At 70.0% G+C, this 21,554-nt stretch carries 21 protein-coding genes; 11 read left to right on the forward strand and 10 right to left on the reverse strand.

Annotation, left to right across the window (positions count from 1 at the left end; translation table 11 throughout):
- Nucleotides 1-21 precede the first annotated feature (21 nt).
- From MSA03_RS07110 to sdhC, 4 genes are read right to left on the reverse strand one after another with little or no spacing between them, the layout of a single operon-like run.
- Entirely contained in the window at nt 22-789 is a 768-nt protein-coding gene (locus tag MSA03_RS07110) for a succinate dehydrogenase iron-sulfur subunit (protein WP_028496826.1), read from the reverse strand.
- On the reverse strand, nt 789-2,594 hold the full coding sequence (sdhA, locus tag MSA03_RS07115) for a succinate dehydrogenase flavoprotein subunit (RefSeq protein WP_147050176.1): 1,806 nt from the start codon (nt 2,592-2,594) through the stop codon (nt 789-791). The genes MSA03_RS07110 and sdhA overlap by 1 nt, the downstream gene beginning before the upstream one ends.
- A 49-nt stretch (nt 2,595-2,643) precedes the next feature.
- The gene (locus MSA03_RS07120) at nt 2,644-3,096 is read right to left on the reverse strand and encodes a succinate dehydrogenase hydrophobic membrane anchor subunit (protein WP_147050177.1); all 453 of its coding nucleotides are present in this window, start codon (nt 3,094-3,096) and stop codon (nt 2,644-2,646) included.
- Entirely contained in the window at nt 3,096-3,530 is a 435-nt protein-coding gene (sdhC, locus tag MSA03_RS07125; protein WP_081782792.1) for a succinate dehydrogenase, cytochrome b556 subunit, read from the reverse strand. Before sdhC ends, MSA03_RS07120 begins: the two co-directional genes overlap by 1 nt.
- 210 nt (nt 3,531-3,740) lie before the next feature.
- On the opposite strand from sdhC, the gene MSA03_RS07130 reads away from it, so the two are divergent.
- From MSA03_RS07130 to MSA03_RS07180, 11 genes are all read left to right on the forward strand, one after another.
- Nucleotides 3,741-4,856 carry a mannose-1-phosphate guanylyltransferase gene (locus MSA03_RS07130; protein ID WP_147050178.1) on the forward strand — a complete coding sequence of 372 codons (1,116 nt, stop codon included), beginning with the start codon at nt 3,741-3,743 and terminating at the stop codon, nt 4,854-4,856.
- A 159-nt stretch (nt 4,857-5,015) separates the two neighbouring features.
- A complete protein-coding gene (locus MSA03_RS07135; protein ID WP_028496821.1) occupies nt 5,016-6,140 on the forward strand; it encodes a BMP family lipoprotein in 1,125 nt (374 codons plus the stop codon).
- Nucleotides 6,141-6,256: 116 nt separating this feature from the next.
- Nucleotides 6,257-7,771, forward strand: coding sequence for an ABC transporter ATP-binding protein (locus MSA03_RS07140; protein WP_147050179.1), 1,515 nt, complete (start codon nt 6,257-6,259; stop codon nt 7,769-7,771).
- The gene (locus MSA03_RS07145; protein ID WP_147050180.1) at nt 7,768-9,075 is read left to right on the forward strand and encodes an ABC transporter permease; all 1,308 of its coding nucleotides are present in this window, start codon (nt 7,768-7,770) and stop codon (nt 9,073-9,075) included. The genes MSA03_RS07140 and MSA03_RS07145 overlap by 4 nt, the downstream gene beginning before the upstream one ends.
- Nucleotides 9,072-10,361 (forward strand): ABC transporter permease, encoded by a 1,290-nt coding sequence (locus MSA03_RS07150; RefSeq protein ID WP_028496818.1) that lies wholly within the window; start codon nt 9,072-9,074, stop codon nt 10,359-10,361. Before MSA03_RS07145 ends, MSA03_RS07150 begins: the two co-directional genes overlap by 4 nt.
- A gap of 1 nt (nt 10,362) precedes the next feature.
- Nucleotides 10,363-10,761 (forward strand): cytidine deaminase, encoded by a 399-nt coding sequence (locus MSA03_RS07155; protein ID WP_028496817.1) that lies wholly within the window; start codon nt 10,363-10,365, stop codon nt 10,759-10,761.
- Nucleotides 10,758-12,047, forward strand: coding sequence for a thymidine phosphorylase (locus MSA03_RS07160; protein WP_147050181.1), 1,290 nt, complete (start codon nt 10,758-10,760; stop codon nt 12,045-12,047). Before MSA03_RS07155 ends, MSA03_RS07160 begins: the two co-directional genes overlap by 4 nt.
- A 46-nt stretch (nt 12,048-12,093) precedes the next feature.
- Nucleotides 12,094-13,209 (forward strand): adenosine deaminase, encoded by a 1,116-nt coding sequence (locus MSA03_RS07165; protein ID WP_028496815.1) that lies wholly within the window; start codon nt 12,094-12,096, stop codon nt 13,207-13,209.
- Between the two features lie 107 nt (nt 13,210-13,316).
- Nucleotides 13,317-13,910, forward strand: coding sequence for a sulfite oxidase-like oxidoreductase (locus MSA03_RS07170; RefSeq protein ID WP_147050182.1), 594 nt, complete (start codon nt 13,317-13,319; stop codon nt 13,908-13,910).
- Entirely contained in the window at nt 13,907-14,638 is a 732-nt protein-coding gene (locus tag MSA03_RS07175; protein WP_147050183.1) for a ferredoxin reductase, read from the forward strand. Before MSA03_RS07170 ends, MSA03_RS07175 begins: the two co-directional genes overlap by 4 nt.
- Nucleotides 14,638-14,943, forward strand: coding sequence for a DUF6510 family protein (locus MSA03_RS07180; RefSeq protein ID WP_051526361.1), 306 nt, complete (start codon nt 14,638-14,640; stop codon nt 14,941-14,943). Before MSA03_RS07175 ends, MSA03_RS07180 begins: the two co-directional genes overlap by 1 nt.
- A 24-nt stretch (nt 14,944-14,967) precedes the next feature.
- Here MSA03_RS07180 and MSA03_RS07185 read toward each other — a convergent pair whose 3' ends face one another.
- From MSA03_RS07185 to MSA03_RS07205, 6 genes are all read right to left on the reverse strand, one after another.
- Entirely contained in the window at nt 14,968-15,921 is a 954-nt protein-coding gene (locus MSA03_RS07185) for an SDR family oxidoreductase (RefSeq protein ID WP_147050184.1), read from the reverse strand.
- Nucleotides 15,918-16,874, reverse strand: coding sequence for a bile acid:sodium symporter family protein (locus tag MSA03_RS07190; RefSeq protein WP_036272960.1), 957 nt, complete (start codon nt 16,872-16,874; stop codon nt 15,918-15,920). The genes MSA03_RS07185 and MSA03_RS07190 overlap by 4 nt, the downstream gene beginning before the upstream one ends.
- Nucleotides 16,871-18,205 carry a flavin-containing monooxygenase gene (locus tag MSA03_RS07195; RefSeq protein ID WP_147050185.1) on the reverse strand — a complete coding sequence of 445 codons (1,335 nt, stop codon included), beginning with the start codon at nt 18,203-18,205 and terminating at the stop codon, nt 16,871-16,873. Before MSA03_RS07195 ends, MSA03_RS07190 begins: the two co-directional genes overlap by 4 nt.
- Before the next feature lie 87 nt (nt 18,206-18,292).
- The gene (locus tag MSA03_RS07200; protein WP_147050186.1) at nt 18,293-19,447 is read right to left on the reverse strand and encodes a mannitol-1-phosphate 5-dehydrogenase; all 1,155 of its coding nucleotides are present in this window, start codon (nt 19,445-19,447) and stop codon (nt 18,293-18,295) included.
- A complete protein-coding gene (locus tag MSA03_RS14555; RefSeq protein ID WP_244946354.1) occupies nt 19,444-19,884 on the reverse strand; it encodes a PTS mannitol transporter subunit IIA in 441 nt (146 codons plus the stop codon). The genes MSA03_RS07200 and MSA03_RS14555 overlap by 4 nt, the downstream gene beginning before the upstream one ends.
- A gap of 90 nt (nt 19,885-19,974) precedes the next feature.
- On the reverse strand, nt 19,975-21,528 hold the full coding sequence (locus tag MSA03_RS07205) for a PTS mannitol transporter subunit IIBC (RefSeq protein ID WP_244946355.1): 1,554 nt from the start codon (nt 21,526-21,528) through the stop codon (nt 19,975-19,977).
- Nucleotides 21,529-21,554: the final 26 nt, after the last annotated feature.

The following is a 21,554-nucleotide window of genomic DNA, read 5'->3' on the forward strand; positions in this document are numbered from 1 at the left end:
GGTGCGGGCACGGGGAACGGCTCAGCGGCGCAGGACCGCCTGCTTGACCTCGGCGATCGCCTTGGTGACCTCGATGCCGCGGGGGCACGCCTCGGTGCAGTTGAAGGTCGTGCGGCAGCGCCACACACCCTCCTTGTCGTTGAGGATGTCGAGGCGCACATCGCCGGCGTCGTCGCGCGAGTCGAAGATGAAGCGGTGTGCGTTGACGATCGCGGCGGGGCCGAAGTACTGCCCGTCGGTCCAGAACACGGGGCAGGACGAGGTGCACGCGGCGCACAGGATGCACTTCGTGGTGTCGTCGAAGATCGCGCGGTCGGCGATGGTCTGCACGCGCTCCTTGCCGGGCTCCGGCGTCGAGTTCGCGATGAGGAACGGCTGCACTTCGCGGTAGGAGGCGAAGAACGGCTCCATGTCGACGATGAGGTCCTTCTCCAGCGGCAGGCCCTTGATCGCCTCGACGTAGATCGGCTGCGAGATGTCGAGGTCCTTGATGAGCGTCTTGCACGCCAGCCGGTTGCGTCCGTTGATGCGCATCGCGTCGGAGCCGCAGATGCCGTGCGCACAGGAGCGGCGGAACGACAGCGAGCCGTCGACCTCCCACTTGATCTTGTGCAGCGCGTCCAGCACACGGTCGGTCGCGTACAGCTCGACGTCGTAGTCCACCCAGCGCGGCTCGGCGTCGATCTCCGGGTCGAACCGGCGGACGATGAACGTGACGAGGAACGACTGGATGCCGGTGTCGTTGGTCTGCTCGGCGGGCGCGGCCGTGTCGGGGGCGACGATCGTCATCAGTACTTCCTCTCCATCGGCTGGTAGCGCGTGATCACGACGGGCTTCCAGTCCAGGCGGATGTGGTCCTCCGGGTGCGAGGAGCCCGCATCCCCGGAGAGGTAGGCCATCGTGTGCTTCATGTAGTTCTCGTCGTCGCGCGTCGGGTAGTCGTCGCGCATGTGGCCGCCGCGGCTCTCCTTGCGGTTGCGCGCGGTGACGACGACGACCTCGGCGATGTCGAGCAGGAAGCCGAGCTCGACGGCTTCGAGCAGGTCGGTGTTGAAGCGCTTGCCCTTGTCGTCGACGTGGACGTTGCGGTAGCGCTCGCGGAGGTCCGCGATGACATCCATGACCTCGGACAGCGAATCGTCGGTGCGGAACACCTGGGCCTTGCGGTCCATCTCGTCCTGCAGCGTCTTGCGGAGCACGGCGATGCGCTCGGTGCCCGCGTTGTTGCGGAGGCCCTCGAGAAGATCGCGCACGTCGCGGGCCGGATCCTCGGGGAGCGGGACGAACTCGGCCGTCTTGACGTATTCGACCGCGTTGCGGCCGGCGCGCTTGCCGAAGACGTTGATGTCGAGGAGCGAGTTGGTGCCCAGGCGGTTCGAGCCGTGCACCGACACGCACGCGCACTCGCCGGCGGCGTACAGGCCGGGGACCACGGTCGTGTTGTCGCTCAGCACCTGTGCGTCGTTGTTGGTCGGGATGCCGCCCATCGCGTAATGCGCGGTCGGCATCACCGGGACCGGCTCGACGACCGGGTCGACGCCCAGGTAGGTGCGGGCGAACTCGGTGATGTCCGGGAGCTTGGTCTCCAGGACCTCGGCGCCCAGGTGCGTGCAGTCCAGGTACACGTAGTCCTTGTGGGGGCCCGCGCCGCGGCCCTCCGCGACCTCCTGCACCATGCAGCGCGAGACGATGTCGCGCGGCGCGAGGTCCTTGATGGTGGGGGCGTAGCGCTCCATGAAGCGTTCACCGGAGGCGTTGCGGAGGATCGCGCCTTCGCCGCGGGCGCCTTCGGTCAGCAGGATGCCGAGCCCGGCGAGGCCGGTCGGGTGGAACTGGAAGAACTCCATGTCCTCCAGCGGCAGGCCCTTGCGCCACACGACACCGACGCCGTCGCCGGTGAGGGTGTGCGCGTTGGAGGTCGTCTTGAAGATCTTGCCGAACCCGCCGGTGGCGAAGATGACGGCCTTCGAGTGGAAGACGTGCAGGTCGCCGGTGGACAGCTCGTAGGCGACGACGCCCGCGACCTGCGTGGCGCCGGCCTCATCCTTCACGGTGATGAGGTCGAGCACGTAGAACTCGTTGAAGAAGTTGATGCCGAGCTTGACGCAGTTCTGGAACAGCGTCTGCAGGATCATGTGACCGGTGCGGTCGGCGGCGTAGCACGCGCGACGCACGGGGGTCTTGCCGTGGTCGGCGGTGTGCCCGCCGAAGCGGCGCTGGTCGATCTTGCCCTCGGGGGTGCGGTTGAACGGCAGCCCCATGTTCTCGAGGTCGATGACGGCGTCGATGGCCTCCTTGGCGAGGATCTCCGCAGCATCCTGGTCGACGAGGTAGTCGCCGCCCTTGACGGTGTCGAAGGTGTGCCACTCCCAGGAGTCCTCTTCGACATTGGCGAGGGCCGCCGCCATGCCGCCCTGCGCCGCGCCGGTGTGCGAGCGCGTCGGGTACAGCTTGGAGATCACGGCGGTCTTGGCGCCGGGGCCGGCCTCGATCGCCGCACGCATCCCGGCGCCGCCGGCGCCGACGATGACGATGTCGAACTCGTGGTAGTGGACGCCGTCCTTGACGACGGTGTCTGCGGTCTGGGTGCTCACGTGTGGGATGCCTTCGTCTTCTGCTTCGTCGTCGTCAGTGCCGCGGCCCTCACTGGGCGGCGCACATCTCGATCAGCCAGTCGGTCGTGCTGTTCTCGATGCCGAGGCACGGGTCGAACGTGAACACCACGAGGGTGCCCAGGAGGATCAGGAAGCCGGCGGCGAGCCACAGCGCCCAGACCAGGACCGTGCGGGTGCGTGCACCATGCACGTAGTCGTTCACGATCGTCCGCATGCCGTTGGCGCCGTGGATGAGGGCGAGCCACAGCATCAGCACGTCCCACCACTGCCAGAACGGGGTGGCGAACTTGCCGGCCACGAACGCGAAGTCGATGCCGTGGATGCCGTCGTCGAGCATGAGGTTGACGAACAGGTGCCCGAAGATGAGGACGATCAGCAGCACGCCGGAGGCGCGCATGTAGATCCAGCCCCACTTCTCCAGGTTCGGTCCGCTCTTGCGCGCCTTCGGGGTGCGGGGGGCGGCCAGGGTGTCGGCGGTCATCAGTGTCCCCCTCCGAGCTGCGAGAAGACGATCGGGATGTGGCGCACGGCGAAGCCGAGCGTCGTGACGGCCCAGAGGCCCAGAACGCCCCACCACAGCTGCCGCTGGTGGCGTGTGGCCCACGGCCACAGGTCGACGGCGATGATGCGCAGCCCGTTGAACGCGTGGTAGACGATCGCGGCGACGAGGGCGACCTCGCCGAGGCCCATGATCGGGTTCTTGTAGGTCCCGATGACAGCGTCGTAGGCCTCGGGGGACAGGCGGATCAGCGCCGTGTCGAGGATGTGGACGAGCAGGAAGAAGAAGATGGCGACGCCGGTGACGCGGTGCAGTACCCACGACCACATGCCCTCCCGGCCGCGGTAGAGCGTGCCGCGCGGCGTTCGGGACGTGGTCTGGCTTACCGACGGTGTGACGCGTGCTGGTGCAGACACGGTCGTCCTCCCTTGGTGTGAACGGGCACCTCGGTCCGACGAGGGCGCCGTCCTCCACGGGGGGCTTCGGGCCTCATCGCCGCACACGGGCGCTCCGATCATCCTATTCCCGTCCTCGCGGGTGAGGCGACGAAGGTGCACCTAAGTTCTCTCGACGTCGAGAGATCTCGGCCGCCGGTCGGGGAGGGCCCGCCAGATAGGCTCAGGGGCATGGTGGACAAGATCGAAGACTTCTACGCGGTCATCCCGGCCGGCGGCGTCGGCAGCCGGCTGTGGCCGCTGTCGCGTGCCGACGCGCCGAAGTTCCTCCATGACCTCACCGGCTCCGGCCGGTCGCTCCTCCGGGACACCTGGGACCGCCTCGAGCCCCTCGCCGGCGCCGACCGGATCGCCGTCGTCACGGGTCGCGCACACCGTGCCGCCGTGGAGGACCAGCTGCCCGGCATCCCCGACGCGAACGTGTTCCTCGAGTCCGAGCCGCGCGACTCCGCGGCCGCGATCGGCCTGGCTGCGGCGATCCTGCACCGCCGGGAACCCGACGTGATCATCGGGTCGTTCGCCGCCGACCATGTCATCAGCGTGCTGCCCGTCTTCCACTGGGCCGTCCAGCAGGCCGTCGCCGTCGCCCGCGAAGGCTATATCTGCACGATCGGCATCACCCCGACGGAGCCCTCGGTCGGATTCGGGTACATCAAGAAGGCCGACATGCTCTCCGTCGAGGGGGCGCCGGAGGCGGCGCTCGTCGAGCGCTTCGTCGAGAAGCCCGACCTCGACACGGCGAAGGAGTACGTCGCGTCCCGCGACTACCTCTGGAACGCCGGCATGTTCATCTCCCGCGCCGATGTGCTGCTCGCCGAGATCGAGGCGAACAACCCGGCCCTGCACGCGGGGCTCATGGAACTCGCCGAGGCCTGGGACGACCGCGAGCGGCGCGGCCCGGTCGTGGACCGGGTGTGGCCGAAGCTCGAGAAGATCGCCATCGACTACGCCGTCGCGGAGCCCGCCGCGCTGAAGGGCCGCCTGGCGGTCGTGCCCGGGCACTTCGACTGGGACGACGTGGGCGACTTCGCGAGCCTCGCGAAGCTGAACTCGGGCGGGCGGAAGAACGACCTCGCCATCCTGGGGGAGAACGCGCGGATCCTCTCCGACGCCGCGAGCGGCATCGTCATCAGCCACACGCAGCGGGTCATCAGCCTCATCGGCGTGAAGGACATCGTCGTCGTGGACACCCCGGACGCGCTCCTGGTCACCACGAGCGAGCACGCGCAGCGTGTCAAGGGCGTCGTGGACGCGCTGAAGCTCACCGGTCGAGGCGACGTCCTCTGACCTGTGCGGGTGCGCAGGGTGCCACGCGCGTGACGGGATCATTGCGTCTTTGTAACCATTCCGCCCCGCAGGGCTGATCAGCGTGGGGAGCGGCGAAACAATCGGTAACTTCGAGTCGTTCCCCGCGAAATCCGCGGGTCCATCAATGTGGAGGCTGCATTGACCATCTCGACCACCAAGAAGCTCGCCGGCATCGCCGGCGCGGCGCTTCTGATCACGGCGCTCGCCGGCTGTGGCACCGCACCGGAGGCGAACCCGACGTCGGCTCCCAGCGGCGACGCACCCACCGTCGTGGAGGGCTTCCTGCCCTGCCTGATCTCCGACGCCGGCGGCTGGAACGACAAGTCGTTCAACGAGTCCGCCAAGAACGGCATGGACCAGGCCGCCGAGGAGCTCGGCGTCGAGCCGCTCGAGTTCGAGTCGGCCAACGACAACGACTACGCGCCGAACATGGAGACCGCGATCTCCGAGGGCTGCACGTTCATCGTCGCCGTCGGCTTCAAGCTGGCCGCCGCGACGGCCGCTGCCGCCACCGCGAACCCCGACCTGCAGTTCGCGATCATCGACGACTACGCCGACACCGACTTCAACGGTGAGACCGACGCGCCGAACATCAAGCCCCTCGTCTTCAACACGGCTGAGGCCGCGTACCTCGGCGGCTACGCCGCTGCCGCATGGTCGGCCGAGTCCGGCGTGAACAAGGTCGGCACCTTCGGCGGCATGCAGATCCCGTCGGTCGCCGTGTTCATGGACGGCTACCAGCTCGGCGTCGAGAAGTACAACGAGGACAAGGGTGCCTCGGTCGAGCTCTTCGGCTGGGACATGGCGACGCAGAAGGGCTCCTTCACGGGCGGCTTCGACGCGAACGACACGGCCAAGCAGACGGCCCAGGGCGTCCTCGACCAGGGTGTGGACGTCATCCTGCCCGTCGGCGGCCCGGTCTACCAGAGCGCTGCCGCGGCCATCGCCGACAGCGGTGAGCAGACCCTCATGCTCGGTGTCGACAGCGACCTCGCTGTCGCCGACACGAGCGTCACCGACATCACGCTGGTGTCGATCATGAAGGCGATCGACGTGGCCGTCCACGACGCCACCATCGCCGCCGCCGCGGGCGACTTCGACCCGGCTCCCTACATCGGCACGCTGGAGAACGAGGGCGTCAAGCTCTCGAGCTTCCACGATTTCGAGTCGCAGCTGCCTGACGGCCTGCTCGACGAGATCGCCGCCCTCCAGGAGTCGATCATCGCCGGTGACATCACGGTGGAGTCGCCGAACTCCCCGTGATCTGACTGATCACCACTCGGGGCGGGCCAGCGCAAGCGGCCCGCCCCGAGTGCCGTCCGGCAGACACAGCGATGGCGCCCTCTCGCGTGGGAGCGGGCGCCGGATAAGGTGCTGATATGAAGCTCGAACTCCGCGGAATCACGAAAAGATTCGGCAGTCTCGTCGCCAACGACCACATCGATCTCGTGGTCCGGCCGGGCGAGATCCACGCTCTCCTCGGTGAGAACGGCGCAGGCAAGTCCACCCTCATGAACGTGCTGTACGGCCTGTACAGCGCCGAGGAGGGGGAGATCCTTCTGGACGATGTCGTCCAGCACTTCCGCGGACCGGGTGACGCGATGGCGGCCGGCATCGGCATGGTCCATCAGCACTTCATGCTGATCCCCGTCTTCACCGTGGCCGAGAACGTCATGCTCGGTCACGAGGACACGAAGGCCCTCGGCCGCCTCGACCTCGACGGGGCACGGCAGCACGTGCGCGCCGTCGCCGACCGCTTCGGGTTCCAGATCGACCCCGACGCGCTCGTCGGCGACCTCCCGGTCGGCGTGCAGCAGCGCGTCGAGATCATCAAGGCGCTCTCGCGCGACGCGAAGGTCCTCGTCTTCGACGAGCCGACCGCCGTGCTCACCCCGCAGGAGACCGACGAGCTCATGGCGATCATGCGCCAGCTCCGCGACGACGGCACCTCCATCGTCTTCATCACCCACAAGCTCCGCGAGGTCCGCGAGGTCGCCGACCGGATCACCGTCATCCGCCTCGGGAAGGTCGTCGGCGAAGCCGCCCCCACCGCCACCAACGCCGAGCTCGCCTCGCTCATGGTCGGCCGCGCCGTCGAGCTGACGGTGCACAAGGCGCCGCCGCAGACCCGCGAGGGCGGGCTCGAGGTCCGCGACCTCCGCGTCCTCACCGCCACCGGGGCGATCGTCGTCGACGACGTGAGCTTCGACGTCCGGCCCGGCGAGGTCCTCGCCGTCGCGGGCGTCCAGGGCAACGGCCAGACCGAACTCGTCGAGGCCATCGTCGGCCTCGCAGCCCGCACCGAGGGCTCCATCCGCCTGAACGGCGAGCAGCTCGCCGGCAAGAGCGTCCGCGCCATCCTCGAGGCGGGCGTCGGATTCGTCCCCGAGGATCGCACGGAGGACGGGCTCGTCGGCGGGTTCACCGTCGCCGAGAACCTCATCCTCGACCGCTCGACCGACCCGGCCTTCTCGACCTTCGGCACCATCCGGCGGGGCGTGCTCGACGACTTCGCCCGCGACCGCATCACCGAGTACGACATCCGCACGCAGGGCCCGCAGACCCCGGCGGGAACGCTCTCCGGCGGAAACCAGCAGAAGGTCGTCATCGCCCGCGAGATGAGCCGCGATCTGAAGCTGCTCGTCGCCGCGCAGCCGACCCGCGGCGTCGACGTCGGCTCCATCGAATTCATCCACAAACGCATCATCGAGACGCGGGATGCCGGCATCCCCGTCGTCGTGGTCTCCACCGAGCTCGACGAGGTCACGGCACTCGCCGACCGCATCGCCGTCATGTACCGCGGCACGATCGTGGGGATCGTTCCCGGCGACACCCCGCGCGAGGCCCTCGGCCTCATGATGGCCGGCGCAACCGACCCGGAGGTGGCCGCATGAGCGGTTCGACGCCCAACGCCGCGGACGCGGCGCGCCCCAGTGAGCAGCTGCCGCCCGCCGGCGGTCCGCTGACCGGGGAGCAGGTTCCCGCCCCGCCGCGCGCGAACGTGTTCCTCCGCGACCTCATGCGCGGCAGCGCCGTGACGACGCTGCTCGCGATCGTGCTGGCGATGATCGTCGGCGGTGTGCTCATCGCCGTGACCAACGAGGACGTGCAGGCCGCCGCCGGCTACTTCTTCTCCCGTCCGGGCGACACCCTCGTGGCGATCTGGACCGCCGTGTACAACGGGTATGAGGCGCTCTTCCGCGGCGCCGTGTTCAACCCGCGGGGGGCGAGCTTCGAGGCGCAGATCCGCCCCATCACGAACTCGCTCGGCTTCGCGGCCCCGCTGATCGCGGCCGGTCTCGGCGTCGCCCTCGCGTTCCGCGTGGGCCTGTTCAACATCGGCGCCCGCGGCCAGATGCTGATCGGCGCCCTGTTCGCCGGGCTCTTCGCGTTCAACCTCGACCTGCCGATGTGGATCCACCTTCCGCTCACGCTCATCGCCGGCATCGTCGGCGGCGCGCTGTGGGGCGGGCTCGTCGGTCTGCTGAAGGCGAAGACGGGCGCGCACGAGGTGATCCTCACGATCATGCTCAACTACGTCGCGTTCTACCTGCTGCTGTGGATGCTGCGCAGCCCCGGGCTGCTGCAGATGACCGGCACCAACCAGCCGCAGACGCGGCCGACGCCGGCCTCCGCGCAGTTCCCCGACCTGCTCGGCCCGCTGTTCCCCGCCCTCGACTGGGGCTTCGTGGTCGTGCTGGTGGCGACCGTGGTCGTCTGGTGGCTGATCGAGCGGTCCAGCCTCGGGCTCCGCATGCGTGCCGTCGGCGAGAACCCGCACGCCGCGCGCGCCGCGGGCATCAACGTGGAACGCCTCTACGTCTACGCGATGCTGTTCGCGGGTGGCCTCGCCGGTCTTGCCGCGATGAACCAGATCCAGGGCACCGTGGTGACCGGGTTCGGGGCCACGATCGACGCCGGCATCGGGTTCGACGCCATCACCGTCGCCCTCCTCGGCCGGAGCCGGGCGTGGGGCACGTTCGCCGCCGGCATCCTGTTCGGCGCGCTCAAGGCGGGGTCGTTCTCGATGCAGGCGCAGGGTATCCCGGTCGACATCGTGCTCGTCGTGCAGTCCCTCATCGTGCTCTTCATCGCCGCGCCGCCGCTGCTGCGCGCCGTGTTCTTCCTCCCCAAGACCGATGTCGAGAAGGCGGCCAAGGCGCGAGCCAAGGCCGCGAAGAAGGCGGTGGCGGCATGAGCGCGCCCACATCCACGCGCGAGGCCGGTGACGGCACCATCCAGCTCGCCGTCGTCAAGGCACGCAAGTTCAAGGTGCCGATCGTCTTCGGCGTCGTCATCGTGCTGCTCGCCGCGCTGTTCGCCTTCGCGCCCCGCGACGGTGTCTCGACCTTCCGCCTCGGCGACCCGTCATCCGCGATCGCGCTGCCCGAGGTGGGGCTGCCGACCGCGCCGACCAGCTGGATCCTCCTGGTGGTGCTCGTCCTCCTCGCCCTCTGGGCCGCCTGGGAGGCCTGGTCGTACCGGCGCACCCCGCTGTGGCTCACCGCGGTGTTCGGCGTGCTGGGCGTCTTCGCCTTCCTCGTGTGGGCGGCCGCCGGCGGGCTGGTGCCCGTGACGAGCCTGCTGTTCGGGGCGGTGTCGCTGTCCGTGCCGCTCGTGTTCGGCGCGCTCGGCGGGGTCATCGGCGAGCGGGTCGGCGTCGTCAACGTCGCCATCGAGGGTCAGCTGCTGCTGGGCGCCTTCTCGGCCGCCCTGCTCTCCAGCATCACCGGCAACCCGTTCGTCGGCCTCATCGGCGCGATGATCGGCGGCGTGCTCGTCTCCCTCGTTCTGGCGGCGTTCGCGATCAAGTACTTCGTCGACCAGGTCATCGTCGGTGTCGTGCTCAACGTCCTCGTGACCGGTCTCACCGGCTTCCTCTACGGCGCGCTCCTCGTGCCGAACGAGACCGAGCTCAACCGGCCCGAGCGGTTCGGGCGCATCGAGATTCCGATCCTCAGCGACATCCCGATCATCGGGCCGGTGCTGTTCAACCAGACCTTCATCGTGTACCTCATGTACATCACGGTGGCGCTCGTCGCGTGGGGCCTCTACCGCACGCGTTGGGGTCTGCGGCTCCGCGCCGTGGGCGAGCACCCGCAGGCCGCCGACACGGTCGGCATCAAGGTCAACGCGACCCGGTTCTGGAACGTGACGCTCGCCGGCGCGATCGCCGGTATCGGCGGCGCGTACTTCACGCTCGTGTCTGTGCCGCAGTTCGGCAAGGAGATGACCGCCGGTCTCGGCTTCATCGCCCTCGCCGCCGTCATCTTCGGCCGCTGGGACCCGATCCGGGCGACCCTCGCGGCGCTGCTGTTCGGCTTCGCCACGAACCTGCAGAACCTGCTGACGATCCTGAAGACCCCGATCCCCAGCGAGTTCATGCTCATGCTGCCCTACGTCGTGACGATCCTCGCCGTCGCGGGATTCGCCGGGCAGATCCGCGGGCCGGCGGCATCCGGCAAGCCGTACATCAAGGGATGACATGACCGACATCGACTGGGATCAGCTGCGCCATGTGGCCACCGACGCCATGCAGCGCGCGTACGCCCCGTACTCGCGGTACAAGGTGGGCGCCGCGGCGCTCGTGAGCGACGGGCGCATCGTGTCCGGCTGCAACGTGGAGAACGCCTCGTACGGCGTCGGGCTGTGTGCGGAGTGCGCCCTCGTCGGCGACCTGCACATGTCCGGCGGCGGTGAGCTCGTCGCGTTCGTGTGCGTCAACAACGACGGCGAGACGATCATGCCGTGCGGGCGCTGCCGGCAGCTGCTGTACGAATTCGCGCTGCCCGGGATGCTGCTGGAGACGGTGTCCGGCATCCGCACGATCGACGAGGTCCTCCCGGACGCGTTCGGTCCCCGCGACCTGGAGGCCGCCCGATGAGCATCGAGCCGTTCGACGCCGTCGACGTCATCAGCATCAAGCGCGACGGGGGAGCCGTCCCCGAGGACGCCCTCCGCTGGATGGTCGACGCCTACACCCGCGGCTACGTCGCCGACGCGCAGATGGCCTCGTTCGCGATGGCCATCCTCCTCAACGGGATGCAGCGCGACGAGATCCGCGTCATGACCGAGGCGATGATCGCCTCGGGCGAGCGGATGAGCTTCGCGGGCCTCGGCAAGAAGACGGTGGACAAGCACTCCACCGGCGGCGTCGGCGACAAGATCACCCTGCCGCTGGCCCCTCTCGTCGCCTCGTTCGGCGTCGCGGTGCCGCAGCTGTCCGGCCGCGGCCTCGGCCACACCGGCGGCACGCTGGACAAGCTGGAGTCGATCCCGGGCTGGCGGGCTGCGCTCACCAACGACGAGCTCGTCGCGCAGCTGCGCGGCGTCGGCGCCGTCATCTGCGCCGCCGGCTCCGGCCTCGCCCCGGCCGACAAGAAGCTCTACGCGCTCCGGGACGTCACCGGCACGGTCGAGGCGATCCCGCTCATCGCATCCAGCATCATGAGCAAGAAGATCGCCGAAGGCACCGACTCGCTCGTGCTCGACGTGAAGTTCGGGTCCGGGGCGTTCATGAAGGACGTCGACCGTGCCCGCGAACTCGCCCGCACGATGGTCGCGCTCGGCACCGACTCCGGCGTCGCCACGACCGCCCTGCTGACCGACATGAACACGCCGCTCGGCCTCGCGATCGGCAACGCCAACGAGGTGCGCGAGTCCGTCGAGGTCCTCGCCGGCGGCGGCCCCGCCGACGTCGTGGAACTCACCGTCGCGCTCGCGCGGGAGATGCTCGCCCTCGCCGGCCAGCCCGATGCCGACGTCGAGGCCGCCCTCCGCGACGGCCGCGCCATGGACGCGTGGCGCGAGATGATCCGCGCGCAGGACGGCGACCCCGACGCGGCGCTGCCCGAGCCCCGCGAGACGCACACCGTCACGGCCGACGCCGACGGCGTCGTCACGCGCCTGGAGGCGCTGCCGTTCGGCGTCGCGGCCTGGCGGCTCGGCGCCGGACGCGCCCGCGCCCAGGACCCCGTCATCCACGCGGCCGGGATCGACCTGCACGTCAAGCCCGGCGACCGCGTCGTCGCAGGGCAGGCGCTGTTCACCCTGCTCGCCGACGACGAGACCCGCTTCGCGCGCGCCCTCGACGCCCTCGACGACGCCTGGACGATCGGCGCGGAAGCTCCGCCGTCCTCCCCGCTCGTCCTCGAGCGCATCACCGCCTGAGCACCACCGCCCGACAGCACCACCGTCGAAGAAGGAGCACCACCCCATGGCCACCGACACGCACGCCGACGCGACCCTGCAGGGCGTCCGCATCCAGAGCCTGCCGAAGGTGTCGCTCCACGACCACCTCGACGGCGCGCTGCGGCCGCAGACGATCATCGAGCTGGCGTCCGAGATCGGTCTGGACGTGCCGAGCACGGATGCCGACGATCTCGCGGACTGGTTCGAGGACCAGAGCGACTCGGGCTCGCTCGTGGAGTACCTCAAGACCTTCGACCTCACCACGGCGGTCATGCAGACGCGTGACGGGCTCCGCCGCGTCGCGCGCGAGTTCGTCGAGGACCTCGCCGCGGACGGCGTGATCTACGGCGAGGTGCGCTGGGCGCCCGAGCAGCACCTCGCGGGCGGGCTCACGCTCGATGAGGCCGTGGAAGCGGTTCAGGAGGGCATCGAGGAGGGCGAGGATGCCGTCGACGCGAACGGCAGCGCCATCCGCGTCGGGCAGCTCATCACCGCCATGCGGCACGCCGACCGGTCGCTGGAGATCGCGAAGCTCGCCGTCGCGCACCGCAGCCGCGGCGCCGTGGGATTCGACATCGCCGGCGCCGAGGACGGCTTCCCCGCCTCGAACCACCGCGCCGCGTTCGACTACCTCGCCTCGGAGTTCTTCCCCGTCACGGTGCACGCCGGCGAGGCTGCGGGCCTGGATTCCATCCGGTCGGCGCTCATCGACGGGCGCGCGCTGCGCCTGGGTCACGGCGTGCGGATCGCGGAGGACCTCGACGTCGTGCAGGAGAAGGGCGAAGAGGTCTTCGTCCAGTTCGGCGACCTCGCGCGCTGGGTGCGCGACCGGGAGATCCCGCTCGAGCTGTCGCCGTCGTCGAACCTGCAGACCGGCGCGATCGCACGCTGGGGCACGCAGCTGGAGGACCACCCGTTCGACCTGCTGTACCAGCTGGGCTTCTCGGTGACCGTGAACGTCGACAACCGCACGATGAGCCGCACGTCGCTCACACGCGAGCTGAAGCTCCTCGCCGACGCGTTCGAGTACACCCTCGACGACCTCGAGGCCTTCCAGCTGAACGCCGCGGCGGCCGCGTTCCTCTCCGTCGAAGAGCGGGAGGAGCTCATCGAGCTCATCGCGGAGGGCTTCGACCGCTGAGTCCGGCGGCCCCGCGCCGAACTCCTGCGTCCGCCCTCGCGGGCGGAACCCGCGCGCCCTATCCTGAGCGATATCCGAACGGTCTCGCAGGGCAGGGGGGAGCGGTCATGGCAGTCTTCTCGCGCGGCTTCGGCGGTCGGCGACGGGAGGCCGATCCCGCTCTGCCGCCCGGCCAGTACCTGACGAAGGACTTCCCGGTCCTCTCCGCAGGGCCGACGCCGCGCATTCCGACCGACGAGTGGACGTTCCGGATCGTCACAGAGAAGGCGACGACGACGACGTGGACGTGGGACGAGTTCCTGGCGCTGCCCATCGAGGACATCGACACCGACATCCACTGCGTCACGCGCTGGTCCAAGCTCGGCACGTCGTGGCGGGGTGTGTCGATCGACACGCTCATGGCGGAGGTCGACACCGACGCGCAGTTCGCGATGGCGCACTGCTACGGCGGGTACACGACGAACGTCCCGATGGCGGACCTCCTCGGCGGCAAGGCCTGGGTCGCGTTCGAGTTCGACGGCGCCCCGCTCGCGCCCGAGCACGGCGGACCGGCCCGGCTGCTGGTGCCGCACCTGTATTTCTGGAAGAGCGCGAAGTGGGTCAACGCGCTGGTCATGCAGGACCGCGACCGGCCCGGCTTCTGGGAGCAGAACGGCTACCACCTGCACGGCGACCCGTGGACCGAGGAGCGCTATTGGTGACGGTCGGCGGGTGGCGGCCTGCGACGGTCGCCGCCGCGCGCCCCGCGACCGCGCACGCGCACGCGCGCATCCTGACCCTGCACGTGCCGGGCTGGCCGGGGAACCTGCCGGGGCAGCACCTCGACATCCGCCTCACGGCGGAGGACGGCTACCAGGCCGAGCGGTCGTACTCGATCGCCTCCTCCGGACCGGGGGAGAGCGTCGAGCTGGGTATCGACCGCATCGACGACGGCGAGGTGTCGCCCTACCTCGTCGACGTCATCGAGCCCGGCGACATGCTCGAGGTGAAGGGGCCGCTGGGCGCCTACTTCGTGTGGGATGCCGGCGACCCCGCCCCCGTGCAGCTCATCGCCGGGGGCTCCGGGATCGTCCCGCTCCTCGCGATGGCCCGCGCCCGGTCGGCGGCGCTCGGTGGGGAGGCGCCGTTCCGGCTGCTGTACTCCGTGCGCTCACCCGCCGACGCCATGTACCGTGCCGAGGTCGACGCTCTCACGGCGGCCGGGATCGCGGTGGACTGGCGGTACACGCGCGAGGCGCCGGGGGAGTGGGACGGCGAGGTCGGCCGGCTCACCGCAGAGACGCTCGCCGCCGGCACCTGGTCGCCCGACGCGCGGCCGCTCGTGTTCGTCTGCGGCCCCACCGGGTTCGTGGAGGCGACCGCCGATCTCCTGGTCGCCGCGGGGCACCCGCCGGAGCGGGTGCGGACCGAGAGATTCGGAGGAGCCTGATGGACGACTCTCCCCACCACGGGGCCCCGCCGGACGAGCCGCACGGCCCGGTCCGCCACGTCGACGGCAACGCCCTCGCGGGCCTGCTCGCCGACGTCTTCGCGGCCGACATGACGATGGCCCTGCTCGCCTGCGGGCACTGCGGGCAGGCCGGTCCGCTCGCCGCCGCCGTCGTCGAGGACGACGGGGCCGCAGCCATCCTCCGGTGCCGTTCCTGCACGCGGACGCTCCTCACGGTCCTCCGCGCGGACGGCCGCCTCTCCCTGCGCATCGGCGCCCTCGCGCGCCTCGACGTCGCGGTGTAGCGCAGGACGGATCCGGCGCGCCGGTCACCGGCGCGCGACTCCCGGGTGGGACGCGAGATACGCCTCGAACGCCTCGGCGCTCGTCTTCTGCGGCGTGTAGCCGAAGTCGCGCTTGAGGGCGTCGTTGGCGAGCACCGGCCGGTACCGGAGGAAGCCCACCTGCTCCGGTCCGTGGACCGTCAGGCGCAGGACGCGGCCGACCCGCAGCGCGAACGCCAGCACCCCCGCCGGGACCGTCAGCAGCGGCTTGCCGAGCCGGTCGGCGATCTCCGCGACCGTGAGGCGTCCGTCGCCGGCGACGTTGTACACTCCGGGCGGGCCGTCGGTCGCGGCGCGGGCCATCGCGGCGGCCACGTCATCCACCCAGGCGAAGACGAACGGCGACGCCGACCCGCGGACGGCGAGGATGCGGCCACCGTCCCAGAGCCGCGTGATCTGGTTCCGCACGGTCGGGCCGAGGATCGTGCCGATCCGGAACACGACCTGCTCGAGTTCGGGATGCGCGGTGCGCGCGGCACCCAGCAGCTGCTCCACGAGGTGCTTGTGCTTCGCGTACGGGAACTCGTCGTTGCCGCGGGCGGGGTCGCTTTCGCGGAGCCATTCCGGATTGTCGGCGTGGTACCCGTACGCGGCGCCGGAGGAGGACACGACGATCCGGCGCACCCCGGCGTCCAGGCACGCCGCGAGCACGTTGCGCGTGCCGTCCACGTCGACGCGGTACTCGAGGTCGTGGTCGCGCCCGGGGTTCACGATGGCGGCCAGGTGAACGACGACGTCGATGCCGTGCCGGCGCAGGAGCGGGGCGAGGGTGCCCGGGCGCGTCACGTCGCACTCCTCGAACACCACCCCGTCCGCGGGGTCCGCGGGCGGGCGGACGTCGCCGGCGACGACGAGCTCGACGTCGGGGTGTGCGCGCAGGGCCGATGCGACGTGGGTGCCGAGGAAGCCGGCGCCGCCGGTGATGAGGACGCGGGTCACGACGCCGCCGCCTCCGGGACGGCGTGGCGTGTGGCATCCCCCTTGGCGGACCCGGTGCGTGCTCGCGTGTGCCGCGCCCACAGCGTTGCGACGACGAGGCCGGCGATGATGTCCCAGATGCCCCACCATCCCGCGACGATGGCCATGCCGCCGAGGCCGCCGAAGAAGGTGAAGACGAGACCGAGCCCGAGTCCGGCATTGCGGATGCCGACCTCGAAGGTCATCGCCTTGCGCTCCCGGGTGCCGAGGCCGCCGACCGCGGCGGTGGACCAGCCGATCGCGAGCGCGACGGCGTCGTGGATCGTGACGGCGAGCAGGATGACGCCGAGGAACGCGACGAAGTAGGTCCAGTTGCCGGCGAGGGCGGCCGCGATGAACCCGAGCAGCGCGAGGAGCGAGAACCACTTCACGAACGGCTGCACCTTCACGGCGAGCCCGGGCAGCCGGTGGCGGAGGGTCAGGCCGACGGCGAAGGGCAGGCCGATGATGAGGAGGATCTCCAGCAGCATCTGCCAGCCGTTGAGGGAGACGGCTGTCAGGAGCTCCCGCGTGTCGGCGCGCAGCGACCCCCAGAACGCGATCGAGAACGGCAGCGCGACGATGTACAGCAGGTTCGACACCGCCGTCATCGACACCGACAGCGCGACATTGCCTCCGGAGCGGTGCGTGAGCACCTGCGAGATGTTGCCGGGCGGGCAGCAGGCGACGAGGATCATGCCGAGCGCCATCGACGCGGTCACCGGCAGCAGGAAGGTCAGGCCGAAGGTCACGGCGGGCAGCACGAGGAGCTGCGCGATGATCGCGATGATCATGGGCTTCGGCTTGCGGGCCACGACCTTGAAGTCGTCCACCGTCGTGTCCAGGGCCACCCCCAGCATGATGAGCGCGAGCACGACGTTCAGGATGACGAGGGTGCCGGGGGTGAAGTTCAGGACGACGTCGTCCGGGTTCATGCGCGGGTTCTCCTTCGACGGGGGAGCGGGGGACGAGCCGGCGCGCGGAGGGACCGGATCATGTCGCGGACCGTGCCGCGGTAGGCGTCCTTGTTGACGTAGTAGGCCATCCGCTCCAGGCCGAGGTAGCGGTAGCCGCCGGTCAGGTCGGGCCACGGCACGTTCACGCGGCGCCGGAACAGCGACGCGCGCTCCGGCGCGTCCGCCTCGGCCCGGAGGTACGCGGCGATCAGCTCGGCCTGCTCGTAGCGGCCCTGCCAGCCGAGCCCGGACGCCTCGACCATCCCCATCACGAAGAGGCCGTTGAAGGACGGCGGGAAGATGTTGAGGAAGAGCCGCGGCGCCATCCCGGTCCAGTGGAGGTCGGCGCGGTCGACGAACGGGTAGTCCAGGCGGTAGCCGGTCGCCAGCAGCACGGTGTCGTACTCGCCCTGGGTGCCGTCGCGGAAGTGGACCGTGTCGCCGTCGAAGCGCGCCACGTCCGCGCGGATGCGGAGGTCGCCCTGACCGAGATGGTTGAGGATCAGCGTGTTCACGATCGGGTGCGACTCGTAGATCCGGTAGTCCGGCTCCGGGAAGCCGAACCGGACGGGGTCGCCCGTGAAGGCGCGCAGCACGCGGGTGTCGACGAACTGCTTGATGCGTGCGGGGAGGGGCCGGCCCTGGTTCAGCGTGTCCGCGGGGCGGCCGAACAGGTAGCGAGGCACGAAGTAATAGCCGCGGCGCACGCTCATCTCGACGGATGCCGCCGAGTGGACGGCATCCACCGCGATGTCGCAGCCGGAGTTGCCGGCCCCGACGATGAGCACCCGCCTGCCGTCCAGCTGCCGGGCGCTCTTGTACCCGCTCGTGTGCAGGATCTCGCCCGTGAACGTGCCCGGGAACTGGGGGACCTGCGGTTCGGCGAGCGTGCCGTTCGCGATGATCACGCCGGCATAGCGCGCGGTGCGCTCGCCGTCCGGACCGGAGGCCGTGACCGTCCAGGCGCCGTCGTCGTCACGGCGCACCGCCGTGACGGTCGTGTCGAACCGATAGTGCGCGGTCAGGCCGAAGTGCTCGGCGTACTCCCGGAAGTAGGCGATGAGTTCGCGGTGGCTCGGGTAGTCCGCGCTCGAGCGCATGGGGAACTCGGTGAACTCCGTCGTGGTCCGCGAGGAGATGAGGTGCGCGGAGTCGTACATCGTCGACCGCGGGTTGTCGATGTCCCACAGCCCCCCGACGCCGTGCCCGGCCTCGTAGCCGTCGAAGGCGAGGCCTTCGCGCTGCAGGGCGCGCGCCGTGGCGAGCCCGGACGGACCCGCGCCGATGATGGCGTAGCGACGCTCCCGCATTCCCCAGACACTCCCTCGTGACCTGCGTCGCGCACGCGACGTCTCGATGCTATCGGGAAGACGGGATGCCGCCGGTCGGCGGGTCGGTCAGGCGCCGAGCTCCTTCTGCCGCCGGCCGACGAGCGCCTCGACGCGCGCGAAGAGCGGGTGCTCCGGCTCCAGCCCGGTCACCGACGCCGTGAAGGCCGCCGGCGTCTCGTCGCGGAGCCGCCGCTGCAGCTCGACCGCCTGTTCGTCCTCGGGGTCGTCGAAGCGGAGCGCCGCCCCGACGGCGGCGAGCAGGCCGTCGACGGGCAGGCCGCGCTCGGCGGCCTCGGCCGCCGGTGCGATGAACCGTTCGTGCCGGGAGAGCTTCCGCAGCGGCTGTCGACCCACCCGGCCCACGGTGTCGGGGAGCGCCGGGTTGGCGAAACGGCGCAGGATCGTCGCGCGGTACTCCGCGAGCTCACCGGCGTCGAGCCCGTGCTTGGCGACGAGGAGCGCGGAGGTCTCCTCCAGGGCGGCCGCCACGCTCGCGGCGATCTCGGGGTCGGCCAGCGCGTCGGAGATCTTCTCCACGCCGGCCTGCGCCCCGAAGTACGCCGTCGTCGCGTGCCCCGTGTTGACGGTGAAGAGCTTCCGCTCGATGTACGGCGCCAGGTCGTCGACGAAGTGCGCGCCGGGGATCGTGGGCGGCTGGTCGCCGAACGGCGGCCGCTCGATCGCCCACTCGTAGAACGGCTCCACCGTCACGTCCACGCCGGAGCCGGCCGGCTGCGCCGGGACGATGCGGTCCACGGCCGTGTTGGCGAACACGGCCCGGGCGGACAGCCCGTGCCACGCGTCGCCGGCCTGCGCGCGGATCTCGTCGCGCAGCTGGTCGGTCGCGTTGATGGCGTTCTCGCACGCCATGATCTGCAGGGGCGGTGCGGCGGGGTCGCGGAGGGCAAGGGCGGCGAGGATGTGCGGGGCGACGAACTTCAGGATCGTCGGGCCGACGGCGGTCGTCACGACATTCGCCGTCGCGACCTCGTCGACGACCGCCTGCGGGTCGGCGGCGCTGTTGAGGGCGCGGAATCCGGTGACGACCTTGTCCGTGCCGCCGTCGCCCACCTCGTGCACGGTGTACTCGGACACCGCGTTGATGGCGTCGACGAGCGGCGCGGCGACATCGGAGAAGACGAGGTCGTACCCGCCCTCGTGCAGCAGCAGGCCGACGAATCCCCGGCCGATGTTGCCTGCGCCGAAGTGGACGGCCTTCATGAGTCGTTCACCGACGAGAGCATGCCGTACAGCTCTTCGGGTGTCTGCGCCCGCTTGAGCCGGGCGACCTCGTCGTCGTCGGAGAAGATGAGGGCGATCTGCGACAGGATCTCGAGGTGCTCGTCGCCCTTGCCGGCGATGCCGACCACGAAGGTCACCGGCTCGCCGCCCCAGTCGACGCCGCCGTCGTAGCGGACGAACGACAGTGCGGAGTCGAGGATCGTGTCCTTCGTCTCGTTCGTGCCGTGCGGGATCGCGAGCTCGTTGCCCATGTAGGTGGACACCGTCATCTCGCGCTGCTGCATCGCGTCGAAGTAGGCGTTCGTGACGGCGCCCGCCGCCTCGAGGATGTCGGCGGCCTCCTTCATCGCGGTCTCCTTGCTCACCGAGCCGGAGTGGATGCGGACCTGTCCGACGTTGAGAACCTCGCGTGCCATGTCTGTCTCTCTTCCTTGGGGCCGTTCGGACTCGGAAGGCCACGAGGCCGGGTGCGTCGCGCTGCCCGGCCCCGCGGCGGTCTTCCGAGATTACGCGCGGCTCTGGTGCTGATCCACGACCATCTTCACGACCTCGTCGTACTTCGGCGAGTTCATGAAGTTGTCCACCGAGACGTGCATGGCATCCGGTGTCTGCTTGCGTGCACGGTCGGTCAGCTGCTGCTGGGTGATGACCAGGTCGGCGGAGGAGTCGAGGTTCGCGATCGCCTTGTTGACGACCGTGACGTCCTCGACGCCCGCCTTCTTGATCTTGCTGCGCAGCACGCTCGCACCCATGGCGGAGGAGCCCATGCCCGCGTCGCACGCGAACACGATGTTCCGCACCTGCCGGTCGGTCGCCACCGCGGTCGCGCCGGCGCCCGCCGCGGCCGCCTCGTCGCCGCGCAGGCCGCCGAGGTACTCGGACTTCTTGCCCTTGTTGGCCTCGGTGCGGTCCACCGCGGAGGTGAAGCTGTCGGTGCCGGCCGCCTCTGCTGCGAGGTCCTTCTTGCGCGAGGCACGGAGGATCACCGACGCGACGACGAAGGTCACCGCCGCGGACAGGATGACGGAGAGGATGACCCCGACGTGGCTGTCGTTCGCGGTCTGCAGCATGACGGCGATGATGCTTCCCGGCGCCGCCGGTGCCCGCAGGCCCGTGTCGAGGAGCATGTTCGTCGTGACACCGGTCATGCCGCCGGCGATGAGCGCGACGATGAGGACCGGCTTCATGAGCGCGTACGGGAAGTACACCTCGTGGATGCCGCCGAAGAACTGGATGATCGCCGCGCCCGGAGCCGACGCGCGTGCCGCGCCGATGCCGAAGAACGTGAACGCCAGCAGCAGACCCACACCGGGACCGGGGTTGGCCTCGAGGAGGAACAGGATGGACTTGCCCTGCTCGTCCGCCTGCGCGATGCCGAGCGGGGTGAGCACGCCGTGGTTGATGGCGTTGTTCAGGAAGAACACCTTCGCGGGCTCGATGAGGATGCTCGTCAGCGGCAGCAGGTTGTTCTCCACCAGCCAGCTCACCGCGTTGCCGAGGACGGACATGATGCCGTTCACGAGCCACGCGATCGGGTAGAACCCGACGATGGCCATGATGAAGCCCCAGATGCCCGCCGAGAACATGTTCACGAGCATCTCGAAGCCGGCGCGGACCTTGCCCTCCCAGAGGCTGTCCAGCCACTTCATGGTGTACGCGGCGAGCGGGCCCATGATCATCGCGCCGATGAACATGTGGATCTGGCCCAGCTGCGGCTCGCCCTCGGCGAGCGTGGCATTGAACTGCGCGATCAGCAGGTCGGAGCCGGCGATCGCGCCCATCGTGGCGATGGTCGCCACGACGCCGCCGCGCTGCTTGTAGACCATGTAGCCCGCCGTGTAGGCGATGATCAGCGGCAGCAGGTAGTGGATGAAGGGGCCGACGATCGTCGCCAGGTCGGCATTGGGCGTCCACCCCACGTCGATGAAGAACGCGGTGAAGATGCCCCAGGCGATGAGGGCGGGGATGTTCGGCATGATCATGCCGGAGAGGAACGTGCCGAATCGCTGTACGCCGACCCGGACACCTCCACGCGTGGTGGGAGTGGACGCCGTTGTCATTGCTGGTTCTCCTTCTGGTGAGCCGT

It is taken from the genome of Microbacterium saccharophilum, from assembly GCF_007992455.1.
In the GTDB taxonomy this organism is placed as follows: Bacteria; Actinomycetota; Actinomycetes; order Actinomycetales; family Microbacteriaceae; genus Microbacterium; species Microbacterium saccharophilum.

Coding starts and splice junctions, on each gene's coding strand:
- MSA03_RS07110 (WP_028496826.1), bottom strand. CDS start 789: ATGACGATCGTCGCCCCCGACACGGCCGCGCCCGCCGAGCAGACCAAC.
- MSA03_RS07120 (WP_147050177.1), bottom strand. CDS start 3,096: ATGACCGCCGACACCCTGGCCGCCCCCCGCACCCCGAAGGCGCGCAAG.
- MSA03_RS07130 (WP_147050178.1), top strand. CDS start 3,741: ATGGTGGACAAGATCGAAGACTTCTACGCGGTCATCCCGGCCGGCGGC.
- MSA03_RS07140 (WP_147050179.1), top strand. CDS start 6,257: ATGAAGCTCGAACTCCGCGGAATCACGAAAAGATTCGGCAGTCTCGTC.
- MSA03_RS07145 (WP_147050180.1), top strand. CDS start 7,768: ATGAGCGGTTCGACGCCCAACGCCGCGGACGCGGCGCGCCCCAGTGAG.
- MSA03_RS07150 (WP_028496818.1), top strand. CDS start 9,072: ATGAGCGCGCCCACATCCACGCGCGAGGCCGGTGACGGCACCATCCAG.
- MSA03_RS07155 (WP_028496817.1), top strand. CDS start 10,363: ATGACCGACATCGACTGGGATCAGCTGCGCCATGTGGCCACCGACGCC.
- MSA03_RS07160 (WP_147050181.1), top strand. CDS start 10,758: ATGAGCATCGAGCCGTTCGACGCCGTCGACGTCATCAGCATCAAGCGC.
- MSA03_RS07165 (WP_028496815.1), top strand. CDS start 12,094: ATGGCCACCGACACGCACGCCGACGCGACCCTGCAGGGCGTCCGCATC.
- MSA03_RS07170 (WP_147050182.1), top strand. CDS start 13,317: ATGGCAGTCTTCTCGCGCGGCTTCGGCGGTCGGCGACGGGAGGCCGAT.
- MSA03_RS07180 (WP_051526361.1), top strand. CDS start 14,638: ATGGACGACTCTCCCCACCACGGGGCCCCGCCGGACGAGCCGCACGGC.
- MSA03_RS07190 (WP_036272960.1), bottom strand. CDS start 16,874: ATGAACCCGGACGACGTCGTCCTGAACTTCACCCCCGGCACCCTCGTC.
- MSA03_RS07195 (WP_147050185.1), bottom strand. CDS start 18,205: ATGCGGGAGCGTCGCTACGCCATCATCGGCGCGGGTCCGTCCGGGCTC.
- MSA03_RS07200 (WP_147050186.1), bottom strand. CDS start 19,447: ATGAAGGCCGTCCACTTCGGCGCAGGCAACATCGGCCGGGGATTCGTC.
- MSA03_RS14555 (WP_244946354.1), bottom strand. CDS start 19,884: ATGGCACGCGAGGTTCTCAACGTCGGACAGGTCCGCATCCACTCCGGC.
- MSA03_RS07205 (WP_244946355.1), bottom strand. CDS start 21,528: ATGACAACGGCGTCCACTCCCACCACGCGTGGAGGTGTCCGGGTCGGC.